Source organism: Thermococcus sp. 21S7 (assembly GCF_012027615.1).
Lineage (GTDB): Archaea > Methanobacteriota_B > Thermococci > Thermococcales > Thermococcaceae > Thermococcus.
Map to the genome: position 1 here is coordinate 109668 of NZ_SNUT01000001.1, position 12118 is coordinate 121785.

Annotated in this window: 17 protein-coding genes; 4 read left to right on the forward strand and 13 right to left on the reverse strand. The window is 52.9% G+C overall.

Annotated features, from left to right (window positions below; genetic code table 11):
• Positions 1–2: 2 nt before the first annotated feature.
• Genes E3E51_RS00465 through E3E51_RS00475 form a run of 3 tightly spaced genes read right to left on the reverse strand, consistent with a single transcriptional unit; the run spans position 3 to position 1117 of the window.
• On the reverse strand, positions 3–419 hold the full coding sequence (locus tag E3E51_RS00465; RefSeq protein ID WP_167911635.1) for a YhbY family RNA-binding protein: 417 nt from the start codon (positions 417–419) through the stop codon (positions 3–5).
• A gap of 57 nt (positions 420–476) precedes the next feature.
• Positions 477–872: a type II toxin-antitoxin system VapC family toxin gene (locus tag E3E51_RS00470; RefSeq protein WP_167911200.1), complete on the reverse strand. Its 396-nt coding sequence runs from the start codon at positions 870–872 to the stop codon at positions 477–479.
• A complete protein-coding gene (locus E3E51_RS00475; protein ID WP_167911636.1) occupies positions 869–1117 on the reverse strand; it encodes an AbrB/MazE/SpoVT family DNA-binding domain-containing protein in 249 nt (82 codons plus the stop codon). The genes E3E51_RS00470 and E3E51_RS00475 overlap by 4 nt, the downstream gene beginning before the upstream one ends.
• 94 nt (positions 1118–1211) lie before the next feature.
• On the opposite strand from E3E51_RS00475, the gene E3E51_RS00480 reads away from it, so the two are divergent.
• Positions 1212–1817, forward strand: coding sequence for an asparagine synthase-related protein (locus E3E51_RS00480; protein ID WP_167911201.1), 606 nt, complete (start codon positions 1212–1214; stop codon positions 1815–1817).
• Between the two features lie 32 nt (positions 1818–1849).
• Positions 1850–2617 (forward strand): hypothetical protein, encoded by a 768-nt coding sequence (locus tag E3E51_RS00485; RefSeq protein WP_167911202.1) that lies wholly within the window; start codon positions 1850–1852, stop codon positions 2615–2617.
• A 9-nt stretch (positions 2618–2626) separates the two neighbouring features.
• On the opposite strand, the gene rpl18a is transcribed toward E3E51_RS00485, so the two are convergent.
• The 10 genes from rpl18a to E3E51_RS00535 all read right to left on the reverse strand — a co-directional run bounded on the left by rpl18a (position 2627) and on the right by E3E51_RS00535 (position 10242).
• On the reverse strand, positions 2627–2857 hold the full coding sequence (rpl18a, locus tag E3E51_RS00490; RefSeq protein WP_167911203.1) for a 50S ribosomal protein L18Ae: 231 nt from the start codon (positions 2855–2857) through the stop codon (positions 2627–2629).
• Between the two features lie 17 nt (positions 2858–2874).
• Positions 2875–3561 carry a translation initiation factor IF-6 gene (locus E3E51_RS00495; RefSeq protein ID WP_167911204.1) on the reverse strand — a complete coding sequence of 229 codons (687 nt, stop codon included), beginning with the start codon at positions 3559–3561 and terminating at the stop codon, positions 2875–2877.
• Between the two features lie 27 nt (positions 3562–3588).
• Positions 3589–3858, reverse strand: coding sequence for a 50S ribosomal protein L31e (locus tag E3E51_RS00500; RefSeq protein WP_088180792.1), 270 nt, complete (start codon positions 3856–3858; stop codon positions 3589–3591).
• 10 nt (positions 3859–3868) lie between these two features.
• On the reverse strand, positions 3869–4024 hold the full coding sequence (locus E3E51_RS00505; protein WP_014013574.1) for a 50S ribosomal protein L39e: 156 nt from the start codon (positions 4022–4024) through the stop codon (positions 3869–3871).
• Between the two features lie 54 nt (positions 4025–4078).
• On the reverse strand, positions 4079–5512 hold the full coding sequence (locus E3E51_RS00510; RefSeq protein WP_167911205.1) for a hypothetical protein: 1434 nt from the start codon (positions 5510–5512) through the stop codon (positions 4079–4081).
• Positions 5513–5524: 12 nt separating this feature from the next.
• Complete coding sequence (locus E3E51_RS00515) at positions 5525–5782, reverse strand: hypothetical protein (protein WP_167911206.1); 258 nt, start codon at positions 5780–5782, stop codon at positions 5525–5527.
• Entirely contained in the window at positions 5779–6621 is an 843-nt protein-coding gene (locus E3E51_RS00520) for a hypothetical protein (RefSeq protein WP_167911207.1), read from the reverse strand. The genes E3E51_RS00515 and E3E51_RS00520 overlap by 4 nt, the downstream gene beginning before the upstream one ends.
• A 94-nt stretch (positions 6622–6715) precedes the next feature.
• Positions 6716–8404 carry a methylmalonyl-CoA mutase family protein gene (locus E3E51_RS00525; protein ID WP_167911637.1) on the reverse strand — a complete coding sequence of 563 codons (1689 nt, stop codon included), beginning with the start codon at positions 8402–8404 and terminating at the stop codon, positions 6716–6718.
• A gap of 87 nt (positions 8405–8491) precedes the next feature.
• On the reverse strand, positions 8492–9307 hold the full coding sequence (locus tag E3E51_RS00530; protein WP_167911208.1) for an ABC transporter permease: 816 nt from the start codon (positions 9305–9307) through the stop codon (positions 8492–8494).
• On the reverse strand, positions 9304–10242 hold the full coding sequence (locus E3E51_RS00535) for an ABC transporter ATP-binding protein (RefSeq protein WP_167911209.1): 939 nt from the start codon (positions 10240–10242) through the stop codon (positions 9304–9306). Before E3E51_RS00535 ends, E3E51_RS00530 begins: the two co-directional genes overlap by 4 nt.
• Positions 10243–10306: 64 nt before the next feature.
• Here E3E51_RS00535 and E3E51_RS00540 point away from each other — a divergent pair, with 64 nt between their 5' ends.
• The gene (locus E3E51_RS00540; protein ID WP_167911210.1) at positions 10307–11191 is read left to right on the forward strand and encodes an MBL fold metallo-hydrolase; all 885 of its coding nucleotides are present in this window, start codon (positions 10307–10309) and stop codon (positions 11189–11191) included.
• A gap of 362 nt (positions 11192–11553) precedes the next feature.
• Positions 11554–12042, forward strand: coding sequence for an Hsp20/alpha crystallin family protein (locus tag E3E51_RS00545; protein WP_167911211.1), 489 nt, complete (start codon positions 11554–11556; stop codon positions 12040–12042).
• Positions 12043–12118 lie beyond the last annotated feature (76 nt).

Sequence of the window (12118 nt, forward strand, 5' to 3'; positions counted from 1 at the left end):
TTTCAATCCCTCCCCTTCTTGAATTTCCTCCTGAATTGAGCGATATCGAGCCTGACTTTCTTAACGGGCTTCTCCTCCCGCTTTTCCTTCGAAAGCTCCTTTCTCTGGAGCTTCCTTAAATACTTTTCCCAACCTTCCCTCGGTTTGAACAATATAAACCTTTTGCCGCGAACCTCGATGAGTTCGCTGTCCGTCATCTCCGCTACCTTCTCGGCAAGCTGGCGCCTGTCAAGCTCGGTGCTTATGAGCGCCCCCTTCCTTATCTCAACCTTCAGTATCCCGTCCTTCTCAAGCTGGGTGTTTATCTCCTCTATGACACCATCATCCAGCCCTCTCTTACCTATCCAGGCTCTCGGGGGGATGTCGTAGTATCTCGCCCTTATGGCGCGTCTCACCTTTCCGGGTAAGCGTTTCTCCATCTCTCTCACCTCTTAGCTCTCGCGGTCAAGCACTTTAAAAAGGTTGGCCTTTTAAACCTATTTGCCGAAGCGCTCCATAGCTTCTTCCGGGGTAAAGACCTCGGGGAGCCACTCAAAGTGCTTCTTGTTGTAGGTGATCAGCGGGGCGTTGAGTTTCAGTGCCAGGGCACCTATCATGTAGTCCCTGGCGTTTTTGGAGAAGTTCCAGCGACCGATAGCCGAGTTCACAGCGAGTTCAGCGCATGTTTCATCAAATCCATTAATCTCAATTGCTAAAGAGCCAAAAATCGCCATTAACTTGCTCCTTGCTTCGGGTAAACCCCTACGTCGGGCGTACCTGTAGAGCAGTTCCATATAGACAACGGCGCTCGTAACGGGTTCAAGGCTCGATTCCATCAACCATTCTAAAAAGGCAATGTTATTAAAGGCGTTTGTGTCCAGGACTACCTTCATTCTCCTCCCTCCAGCTCGCGGAGAGAGCGCCCTATGCCCCTCGCAAGCCCCTGTCTGACTTCTTCGATGGTCTCGTCTATGTCCCTCGTTATCTCAGCAAATTCCTTGAGCAAATCAGTCAGCTTCATCAAGACGTACCTGTCACCTTCACGAACGAAAACAACTTCGTCCCCGGCCTTTATTCCCAGTGCCTCCCGTACATCCTTGGGAATCGTCACCTGGTATTTCTTTGTCACAACTGGCATTACCTTCACCGATAGAGTATTACCTCTTCAGACCTAATAACCCTTTTGGGGCGAGATTAATAAGGTGTTCCTGGTACTCAAAGGGGGGACAACCATGAAGGTTCACCATCTCTACTCCGGCGGCAAGGACTCAAGTTTAGCCGCGTGGATTCTAACCAAACTCGGCTACGAGGTGAAGCTGATAACCGTCAGCTTCGGCCTCCTCGACAACTGGAGCTTCGCCAGAGAAACGGCGGAGAGGCTGGGCTTCGAGCACCAGGTCGTCTATCTGCCGGGGGAGACTCTAGAGAAAGCCGCAGATATGGCAATCACAGACGGCCACCCAAACAACGCTATTCAGTTCATCCACGAGAGGGCCCTTGAGGCGGTGGCTTCAATGCCGGAGGTCGAGAGGGTCAGCGACGGAACGAGGAGGGACGACAGGGTTCCCTTCCTCGACCTGCCGAAGGCCCGCTCCCTGGAGGACCGCTTCAACGTCGCCTACATAAGACCCCTACTCGGCCTCGGCTACAAGACGATACGGGAGCTGACGGAGAAGCTCTTCGTCGTTGAAATCCGGGAGAGCGAGGAGCTTCAGAAGGCGGACTACGAGGTTGAGCTGAGGCACCTGCTCCGCGAGAAGGGAATCGACCCGCTCGAAATCTTCCCCAAGAGCCACTATCAGTCGAGGGTTCTCGGCTGGAGGGAGAAAGGGATTTAAATTTTCTTTCCCACTTTCGCAGGGGGGCATCTATGAAAATCCTCACGGTTGTAGGCGGTAGATTTCTCCCAGGCAGGGTCAGAAAACTTGTCGAGGAAATCTCCGGGAGGATCGAGGTTCTGGAGAACGCGCTCCTGTTCCCTGAGAGCGTCAAGGCCGAATACGGAAGGTTCAACGCGGCAAGTTCCGTCCTTATAGGCCCCAGGATAGGAGGGAGGGGTTCCAGGTACTACACATCGGCCTGGCTCTTCGATACATCGAGAAAGTTCGTGCCCGAGAAGAGCGTCCTCTCCAGCGAACTCCCATTAACTCCGGCCGAATACAGGCTTGAGCTCGACGTCCCCGGCTCCGGAAGGATTGAGCTTCCTGGATACAGGCTCAAAAACGGGGTTCTCCTCCTCTACATCACGCCGAGCTACAGGTTTACGTTCCCCAGCGACGTCATGACGGCCGGAAACCTGGAGGACTACGCCCAGGTATCGCTCAAACCCCTGGAAAACGGCTTCGAAGGTGAGGTCAGCCCAAGCCTCCGGAAGGCAGACTACGCCGACCTCTCCCTCGTAGGCAAAATGGTCGAGGACATAGTCTTCTTCGGGGACGAACCCGGGAGATTCACCTACGAGTTCCTGAGCGAGCCGATTCTCGTGGTGTCCCATGAGAAAATCCTTGATCCGCCGAAGCTTCAGAAGGCCATGAACGGCCTCTCAAAGGTGAGCGGACACGGAAAATTTACGCTCAGACTCAGCGTTGGAAAGGCGAGGGAAGAAATGGAGTTCAAAGTTGGGCTTGGAATGGAATAGAAAAGGAAATCAGAGCCCGCTGAGCTTTCTGATGATCGGGTTCTCGGCCTCTTCGGGCTTTATCTCCTCGACGCTCTCGATCCATATCTTGTTCCTCGGAACGCGGTGCTTGCTGCCGACCTCGGAGTAGAGCATCTCGACGACGTCCTCGGCCTTGAGGCCGCGGTATTCCCTGGTGAACCTCTCCCTCTTTCCGTTCCTCTCGAAAACGCCCTTAACGCGGAAGACCTTAACCTCCATAGCTCACACCTCCATCATCAGTCAAGGAAGCCCAAGGCTTCTTCAATCTTCACTATCTCGGGTCCGGTGGTCAGGTGCCCGACGACGACACCGTGAGAGTTCGCCAGCATGCAGGAACCAACGAAGGGAACGCCCATGTTGGCGGTTCCGACATATATGTCAACCTTGAACAGGTCGCGGAGCCACTCAAGCTCCTCATCGGTCGCCTCGGGGTGAACGAGTCCCCCCCTGTTGGTGACCACTCCAACGCTTCCAACCGCGTGGAAGTCGCCAATCATGCCCCTCTCGACCTCGACGCCGAGTACGTCCTCAAGTTTCTTGGCCTCCTCGCGGCTGAACTTTGCACTCACCAGCGCCGCCCTGTCGTTTGCCAGTATGAGGTTGCCAAAGGCAGTGAGGGTGCTCTGGAACGGGACTATCTCGGTGTCAATCCCGTGCTCTCTGAGCTGACCGTTTATCTTCTCCAGCTCGGCGTCCCAGACGTACCAGGGGACGACTATCGCGTTGGAGTTTCCGGCCGCGAATATACCCACTATGCGCGACTTCATTATGCTCGTTTCAATGAGCGGAACCTTGAGAACCTCCATGAGAACCTCTAGCTTCTTCTCGCCGAGGCCCTCCCTGATAAGGGCTAGCCTGTCTGTGGCGGTGCCGTAAACGCCCAGGTATGGAGAGTTCTCAAAATCGAGCCTTTCTATGTGCATCTCGTCACCTCGTTAAATTAAAAGTAATCAGGCGAGGGAGACCTTGGCAATCCTCTTGCCCTCTTCCTCTTCAACAACGACCTTAACGCGGAGCTTGTTGGGCGGCTTCTCCGCTCCGCGCTCCCAGAGCTTCTCGTTGACGTCGGTGCCGATGACGACCTCGTCGGCCTTGGCGTGCCTGGCTATCCACTCGCGGACGAAGCGGGCAGCCCTCGGGGCCCTCTTCCAGCGCGGAACGCGCTTCTTTATCTTCTTGATGGGAACGACGAATATGACTTCCTCTCCGGGCTTGATCATCTAAATCACCTCACTCCTTAAGCTTGGTCCTCCTCCACATCCTTCTCTTCGGGTGGGTCATGACCTTCCTGTTGGTCTTGACGATGACCCAGACCGGAATGCGCCTGTTCTGCTTGGCGGCCTTGGCAAGTCTGAGCTTCTTCGCAAGCGGCTTGTTTCTCGCCATAACTACACCTCCCGGGATTATCATGATGCCTGTTGATGCTTTGGCTATCCTTTTTTAAGCTTTTTCGTGGGGTCTAAGTGCTTCTCGAATCAGCTCGTCAACTCCGTCTTTTCCGCATACGTATCCCAGCTTTCTCATTCTAGAGTAGCCAATAACTGTATCTTTGCCCCTGTAAAATACAACGTCTGCATCAAAAGGATACTTTTTGAAGCCCTGGAGGCCATCTTCGGATATTTCGCCCCTGAAAACGATGCATTTGCCGTCTTTGCACTCAAGAACCTTAACGTCCTCCGGCCAAAGAAGGTTGAGCCTCAATGCGTAATCCAGCACTTCCTCTTGGAGTTCGAGAGTGGAAAGAGTGCCTTTCGACCTGTTGTGGTCGAGTATCATCATCAGAGCCTTCGTGAGGGCCCATAGTGGAGGGTCATTATGCTCGTAGTCTCTCCCCAAGTTAATGTACGGGTTGGCATACAGGAACTCCGGAATCCTGCGCTTCCACATCATGAACTCGGCTATTCTTGTTAGGCGAATTATCCTGTTGGAGATAACCCTGTAGTCCTCGTACCATCTTATATCGTTGCCCCACTTGAGGTTCACACGTTTGAGCTTTCCAAGCCAGATATCCTCGCTGAGCTTTGTCTTGAACAGATTGTTTTCTTTTGCAAATTCGTATGCTTTAAGAAAAATCTCGTAAGCTTCTTTCACCGGCTTAAACTTTCGCATGGCAAAGTTGTAAACAACGGCCTCGCTCAGATTCCAAATGATATCCTGAATGGAGCCTACGGGGTCTTCGGCTTTTCCGTTCTTCACTAACTCCCACTCTCTCTTTGCCTTCTCGTGGAACTTTTCACCCTTCTCCTCGAATTCTTTTAGTGTTTTCTGGTATTCTTCCCAGTAATCAATCTCCTTAGGCTTGGAGAACCTCTCCAAGGCCTTTATGAGCTCCTCCGGAACTTCAAAGTTGTGGGATTCAAGGTATTCTTTAAGTCTGACGAGAACCTGGTAGAAAATATCCTCCCTGGCTTCCATCAATATTAAGTTACAGAGTTCCACTACTTCTTCCTTAGATATCGGGGAATCGTTAGAGATTTTAGAATAGAGGCAACATAATGTCCTTGCAATTTTAAATTTATTGTAGACATCAGGATGATTTTTTAAGATGTCTAAGATGTCCACATTTTGAATTTTTGAGTAATTTAGTATTTCTTCAATATACGAACATGCTTCTCTAAGGAGTATCTTTCTATCCGAGGTTCCCAAGGAGATAACGAGCCCGAGTTCGTTCCTTAGTGTAAGTTCATCGCTCCCGAAAAATCCAATAACTCCCCATGAAAAGTTAAAAAGTAGTTGTGGAAGTCGCTCCTTTAATTGTTTCAGGGCTTCTTCCTGAGATAGTGGTTTCTTTCTGGTTACACTTATTCCACTTTTAACATCATTCCATATGCCCTTGGCAGAGACGTAGTTTAGTACAATTGAGGGGAGATTCACTGCAATTCCCCCTTATGAAGCGCTTCCGTAGATAAATGCCACATAAAGGTTTGACTTATACATCCTGTAAACGGAGACTATTCCTGGCTGACCTTCCAGATTGCGGTAGTATCCATCCCGTATCAATGAGGTAACTCTGAAAACTGTGGTTCCCTTTGCCTCCCATTTAGTTAAGGAGACACCCGGAATCTTAACATGAGGAAAATCGGGACCTTTTTCGTTCGGATTTTTAGGTACGGTTATGCTTTCAGCGCCATAGACTTTCTTCATTGCAAGATATGCCACAGCCTTCCAGTTGCCCCAATAATGAACCTAATCCCTTTTAAAGCCGCCAGCTCCCAGTTACCCTCCTTTAAATTCTTTACAGTAGCGTTAAGAGCAAGTTTGCCTGATGGCACGATGAGAATTATTCCAACCAATTCTCCAACGGTAACTTTAAAATCCTTATCTTTTTTATGGATAAATTCCTTCACGTAAATCCTCTTAGGAAGACCTCCATAAAACTCTCTTTCATAGATGTGGATTGTTTTTTCATCCCTTTTTCTCTCTTCTATGTAGTTGTAAAAGTATTGATAAGCACTGTCGAGCTTTTCACGAATTTCGTCACTGTATTCGTAAATGGCCTCGGCAACTTCGATGGAGAACATTACTACCGCCATTGTAAGGAGTGCATAAAGTGCGGTTAAAACCCATTCACCTACTACAAAAACCGGAATGAACATGACAGCCATAGCCGATGGGACGAACACACTAGTACCCGTGGACATCGCGATCCCCATAGATTTCACCCAAAGCAGTAATGGATGTTCGTTTGACCAAGTTGAATGTGCTAAACCCTGCGTGGATGTGGCAGATTTAACGTTAATAGCAGACCCGCCCATAAACTCCTCAGGAGAAACATGAGTTTCAATGAATGCCTTAACTTCCTCCGGTGTGTTCAAGCTGGAGTTATCGGCTATAACGAGCTTCACTGGGACACCGTAAATCTCAATTTCATAAACCCTCATTCCCGCGGTTGTCTGCTGAATCGCATCCTTGGTGGCGAGTGCGGGCTGTAGAACTAACCCGAATATTAAGATTGAAATAATCAGTCCAATAACTCTTCTCACTTACATCACCAAGAAAGAATCTAATGGTGAAGTTATAAATCTTACTTGATAGAAATTAAAATTCAAACTGACACCTAGAAGAAAGATAGAAAGCTCAGAATATCAGCGGAGCCCTGTACTCGCCCCAGACCTCACGGAGGACGTCGGTGACCTCTCCGAGGGTCGCGAGGTGCCTGTGGGCCTCGATGATGTAGGGCATGAGGTTCTCGTCCTCGGTTTCGGCCGCCTTCCTGAGCCTGTCGAGGGCCTCCTCGACCTTCTTGCTGTCTCTCTCACTCCTGAGCTTCTTGAGCCTCTCGATCTGCTTCTCCCTGATGCTCGGGTCGACCTTGAGTATCTCGACGTCGAGCGGCTCGTCGACGATGAACTCGTTGACGCCGACGATGATGCGCTTCTTCTCCTCGACTTCCCTCTGGTACTTGTAGGCGCTTTCCGCTATCTCCTTCTGGATGTAGCCCCTCTCGATGGCCCTCATCATTCCGCCCATCTTCTGAATCTTCTCGATGTACTTCAAAGCTTCTTCGTAGATGTGGTCCGTGAGCCACTCGATGTAGTACGAACCTCCGAGCGGGTCTATGGTGTCAACGACCCCGCTCTCGTAGGCGATTATCTGCTGGGTTCTGAGGGCAATCCTGACGCTCTTCTCGGTCGGAAGGCTCAGAGCCTCGTCGTAAGAGTTGGTGTGCAGGGACTGAGTTCCTCCGAGAACCGCTGCCAGGGCCTGAATCGCAACCCTGACTATGTTGTTCTCCGGCTGCTGGGCGGTGAGCGTTGAGCCGGCCGTCTGGGTGTGGAAGCGCAGGAGCATCGAGCGCGGGTTCTTGGCGTTGAACCACTCCCTCATTATGTAGGCCCAGAGCCTCCTCGCTGCCCTGAACTTGGCAATCTCCTCCAGGAAGTTGTTGTGGGCGTTGAAGAAGAAGCTCAGCCTTCCGGCGAACTTGTCGACGTCCATGCCCCTGTCTATGACTGCCTTGACGTACTCTATACCGTCGGCGAGGGTGAACGCAACCTCCTGGACGGCGTTGGCTCCGGCCTCGCGGATGTGGTAGCCGCTTATCGAAATCGGGTTCCACTTGGGGACGTGCTCGGCGCAGTACATGATGATGTCGGTCGTAAGGCGCATGCTCGGCTGCGGCGGGAAGATGTAGGTTCCCCTGGCTATGTACTCCTTGAGGATGTCGTTCTGAACGGTTCCCCTGAGCTGGTTTGGCTGGACTCCCTGCTCTTCAGCAACCAGAATGTACATAGCAAGGAGGTTGGCGGCGGTCGAGTTGATGGTCATACTCGTCGAAACCTTGTCGAGCGGGATTCCGTCGAAGAGGACGCGCATGTCCCAGAGGGAGTCGATGGCGACACCGACCTTTCCGACCTCACCCTCGCTCATGGGATGATCAGAGTCGTAGCCTATCTGGGTCGGCAGGTCGAAGGCGACGCTCAGACCGGTCTGGCCCTGCTCCAGGAGGTACTTGTAGCGTCTGTTGGACTCCTCAGCGGTTCCGAAACCGGCGTACTGCCTCATCGTCCAAAAGCGGCCGCGGTACATGGTCGCGTAAACTCCGCGGGTGAACGGGTACTCACCGGGGAAGCCGAGCTTTTCGAGGTAATCCCAGTCCTCTCCGAGGTCGGCGGGGGTGTAAACGCGCTTTATTTCAAAACCGTCGTCGGTCATGAACTTCTCCTTTCTCTCGGGCCTCTTCTCGATGAACTTTTTAACCGTCGTTTCGTCCCAGCGCTTTTCCTCCTCCCTAATCTTCGCGAGCTTCTCCTTATCGAAAGTCATGCCTACCACCTGCCCCTATTTGGGCGCCGGCCTATAAAAAGCTTTTACATAACTAAAGGCTGTGTTTGACATCGGATAAATTATCCATCAGTCGGGAAAGTCGCGATTTATTAGAACCGCCCAGGCAGCGGCCAGGAAGAGGGTCACAACCGCACCAAAAAAGACGGCGGTATGGGAGGGATTCCCGATGAAGGCGCTCAGGTCAACCTTATCGAACCCGGCCTTCAGCAGAACCACAGCCTGATAGCCGAGGGTGTAGCGTTCTGGATTTTTAACGTAGGGAATCTGGGGCAGGAGGAACTGAAGGAGGAACACAACCCCGAAGGTGGCCAGCGAGGCGTAGAGCGGGCGCGTTATGATGACCGAAATCACCATGGCCAGTGCCCCGAGGGCGGCCAGAACGAGGAGCGTCGCCCCCAGTGCAAGGAGAAAGTCGGGCAGGCCCTTCCAGAGACCGTTCGCGCCGGTGCTGTAAACGACCGGGTTGTAAAGCCAGATGACGGTGTAGGGAACCCCGAAGAGAACCGCGAGGGCACCGAGTCCAGCGAGGAACTTGGCTGCGACAACCTCGCTGAGCCTCACCGGCCTTGCAAGCAGCACCCTTATCGTCCCCCTGTCTATCTCGCCCGCGAGGAGGTCGCTCATGAGGATTATCGCGATGAGCTGGCCGATTATGCCGAGCCAGTAGTTGGGGACCAGGTCGAGCATGAGTGCCTGAAACGACTTGAGCATGGCATCAACACCGGTTCCTGAGGCATTCGGGCTGAGGAGGTAGATGAACGCGGGAGAGAACGTGACGAGGAAGAGAACCTTAAGCTTCCTTGAGCGAACTAACCTCCTGAACTCACTCTCAAAGACCACCCAAAGGGCGCTCTGGAAGGGCCTCACGCCTTCATCGCTCATTCCTTCCACCCCACGTTGAAGCGCTTCATCAGGATTCTCTCCAGCGGGCTCGTATGGGACTTGAAGAGCTTGAGGGCGAGTCCCTCCTCGGCCAGAAAGGCGGGCAGCTCAACGAAGACCCGCTCCACGAACCTCTCGTCGAGCTTCACCCTGAGGATTCCCTCTTCCTCCCAGGCTTCCCTTACGTAGACCTTATCCTTCAGAAACTCCAGGAGCTTCCCGTTGTCCGAGACAACAACGTCGTAATCAGTCCCCTCAACGTTCACCAGATCCCTAACGCGCCCCTGCTCGATGAGCTGGCCGTCCTTGATCAGGCCGACGTGGTTGCACATCCTCTCTATCTCGCTGACTATGTGCGAGCTTATGAATATGGTCTTTCCGGCCCTGGCCAGCTCCAGAACCTTGCCGATGAACTCCATTCTCCCGAGGGGGTCGAGGTTGCTCGTGGGCTCGTCAAGGATGAGAAGTTCCGGGTTTCCGAGGAGGGCCATGGCAAAGGTGACCCTCTGCCTCTGGCCGCTTGAGAGCTCCCTTATCCTGTTGAAGGCCAGCTTTCCAACTCCCGTGTAGGCCATCAGCTCCCTCGCCTGCTTTATTGCCTCCCCCTTCGGAAGTCCAAGGAGACGGCCCATGTACGTCAGGAACTCGAAAATCGTCATGTCTTCATACGCGAGGGGCTTTTCGGGCATGTAGCCGACCTTCCGCATTATTTCGACCCTCTCACCCGGCATATCGAGGCCAAAAATCCTTATCTCGCCGTAGGTCGGCTTCAGAGCCCCGATAAGCATCTTTATCGTGGTGGTCTTTCCGGCGCCGTTGGGGCCGAGAAAGCCGTAGACTGCCCCCTTGGGAACCTTGAGGTTGAGATGGTACACAACGTTCATCCTGCCGAAGAACTTGGTGAGCTTCTCAGTCTCGATGATGTAAGTGGACATCTCAACACCCAAAGGAATATCGAAACGAAGCTAAATAAGGGTTTCGGGAGCTTATATTCAAGTAATGATAATAGGTAACGTCGGCCTCGACAGCTCCGCAAAGCTCGCCTTCCAGAGCCACGCCCACACCGACCACTTCGTTAGTGCGGAGGTCATATACGCCACCAGGGCTACCAAATTCCTGAGTCATCTGCGGAAGGGCGGCTTCTACAGGGAAATTGAGTTTGGAAAGGCCTTCTACCTCGGCGATTTCAAGGCGAAGCTCTATCCAGCTGGGCACATGCTCGGATCGGCCGGGATAAAGCTGTGGCTCGAAAACGGGACGCTGTTTTACACCGGCGACACCAAGTGGTTCAAGCTCAGAACGGCCGAGAAGAGCCGCTTCCCAAGGGCGGACTTCCTGGTAATCGAGGCCACCTTCGGCGTTCCGCACTTCACGTTCCCAACGCCGAGGGAGGCCGAGAAGAAGCTAATCGCCTTCGTCGAGGAGGCCCTTGAGAGGGGCAAGAGACCTGTTCTCTACGTCAACCAGATGGGGAAAGCCCAGGAGGTCATGAAGATACTCGATATCCACGGCTACACCGTCAAAGCATCGCGGGAGATGGTCAAGGTGGCGCGCGTTTATTCAAAGTTCGGCATCTCCTTCGGCAACATCGCGGCCGATGGCGAGGTCGTCCTGCGTTCCTACCGCTCGCCCCGTGTTGAGAACTCCCTCTCCCCCTGGGAGCTTACGGTTTCCGGTTTTGGAACCCTCAAACTCAGCAACCACGCCGACTTCTGGGAGCTGATGAGGATCGTGGAGAAGGTAGACCCCGAGAGGGTTTTCACGGTTTACGGCTTCGCTGAAGAGTTTGCAAGGATTCTCAATGGTATTGGATATGAATCAGTGGCTATAGAATCCACCACAACATTGCCAGAACGCTGGGAATTCTTTAACCAAATTCTTTAGTCGTTGTTTAATGTACAACAAAGAACACGAAAGATTAATATATCTCCTGACACACACATTAAAGTGCAAGAGGCGTAGACGACTGGCATTTAAGTTCGGTACGTAGCAACGTTGCGGGCCCTAGTAGGGACGCCCGCTGCCCGGAAGCTTGAGGTTTCCCTCAAAAAACATGAAGGGGGTGATGCCCAAGCTTCCCCCTCCCTCTTTGTACTTCTTCCAACGACATCCATGTAGCGTTGCTGTTTCTCCACATCCCCCGGTATGCCTCCTGACCTTCTTTAATGATCATCTATGAACACAAAACTTTTTAAACTTCACTCTTTTAGTTACTATCGGTAACCAAAAGATTGGGGGGTGGGAGTATGGCCTGGAGGAGGGACCGCTACTGGGATCCCTTCGACCTGATGAGGGAAATCCAGGAGGAGATCGACGCCATCTTCAGGGACGTCTTCCGCGGACCGAGGCTCTGGAGCTACCGCGAGCCGAGCGAGCGCTACGAGTTCGTCAGCGAGACCTGGCGTGAGCCCTTCGTGGACATCTTTGACCGCGGGGACAAGTTCGTCATAACCGTCGAACTGCCGGGAGTGCGCAAGGAGGACATCAGGCTCCGCGTTACCGATGACACCGTCTATCTTGAGGCCCAGGTGAGACGCGAGAAGGAGCTTGAGACGGAGGGGGCAATAAAGATCGAGCGCTACTACAGCGGTTACAGAAGGGTCATCAGGCTGCCGGAGGAGGTCATTCCAGAGAAGACCAAGGCGCGCTACAACAACGGCGTCCTTGAGATAGAGATACCCAAGAAGGCTCCCAAGAAAGAGGAGGGCGAGGGCTTCGAGGTTAAGATAGAGTGACAGGGAAGACAGGGGGGACACCCCCTTATCTTCCTCTACCATCAAACCCCCGATGTGGGGCTTCGCCCCACGACCC

Coding starts and splice junctions, on each gene's coding strand:
- E3E51_RS00465 (WP_167911635.1), bottom strand. CDS start 419: ATGGAGAAACGCTTACCCGGAAAGGTGAGACGCGCCATAAGGGCGAGA.
- E3E51_RS00470 (WP_167911200.1), bottom strand. CDS start 872: ATGAAGGTAGTCCTGGACACAAACGCCTTTAATAACATTGCCTTTTTA.
- E3E51_RS00475 (WP_167911636.1), bottom strand. CDS start 1,117: ATGCCAGTTGTGACAAAGAAATACCAGGTGACGATTCCCAAGGATGTA.
- E3E51_RS00480 (WP_167911201.1), top strand. CDS start 1,212: ATGAAGGTTCACCATCTCTACTCCGGCGGCAAGGACTCAAGTTTAGCC.
- E3E51_RS00485 (WP_167911202.1), top strand. CDS start 1,850: ATGAAAATCCTCACGGTTGTAGGCGGTAGATTTCTCCCAGGCAGGGTC.
- rpl18a (WP_167911203.1), bottom strand. CDS start 2,857: ATGGAGGTTAAGGTCTTCCGCGTTAAGGGCGTTTTCGAGAGGAACGGA.
- E3E51_RS00495 (WP_167911204.1), bottom strand. CDS start 3,561: ATGCACATAGAAAGGCTCGATTTTGAGAACTCTCCATACCTGGGCGTT.
- E3E51_RS00500 (WP_088180792.1), bottom strand. CDS start 3,858: ATGATCAAGCCCGGAGAGGAAGTCATATTCGTCGTTCCCATCAAGAAG.
- E3E51_RS00505 (WP_014013574.1), bottom strand. CDS start 4,024: ATGGCGAGAAACAAGCCGCTTGCGAAGAAGCTCAGACTTGCCAAGGCC.
- E3E51_RS00515 (WP_167911206.1), bottom strand. CDS start 5,782: ATGAAGAAAGTCTATGGCGCTGAAAGCATAACCGTACCTAAAAATCCG.
- E3E51_RS00525 (WP_167911637.1), bottom strand. CDS start 8,404: ATGACTTTCGATAAGGAGAAGCTCGCGAAGATTAGGGAGGAGGAAAAG.
- E3E51_RS00530 (WP_167911208.1), bottom strand. CDS start 9,307: ATGAGCGATGAAGGCGTGAGGCCCTTCCAGAGCGCCCTTTGGGTGGTC.
- E3E51_RS00535 (WP_167911209.1), bottom strand. CDS start 10,242: ATGTCCACTTACATCATCGAGACTGAGAAGCTCACCAAGTTCTTCGGC.
- E3E51_RS00540 (WP_167911210.1), top strand. CDS start 10,307: ATGATAATAGGTAACGTCGGCCTCGACAGCTCCGCAAAGCTCGCCTTC.
- E3E51_RS00545 (WP_167911211.1), top strand. CDS start 11,554: ATGGCCTGGAGGAGGGACCGCTACTGGGATCCCTTCGACCTGATGAGG.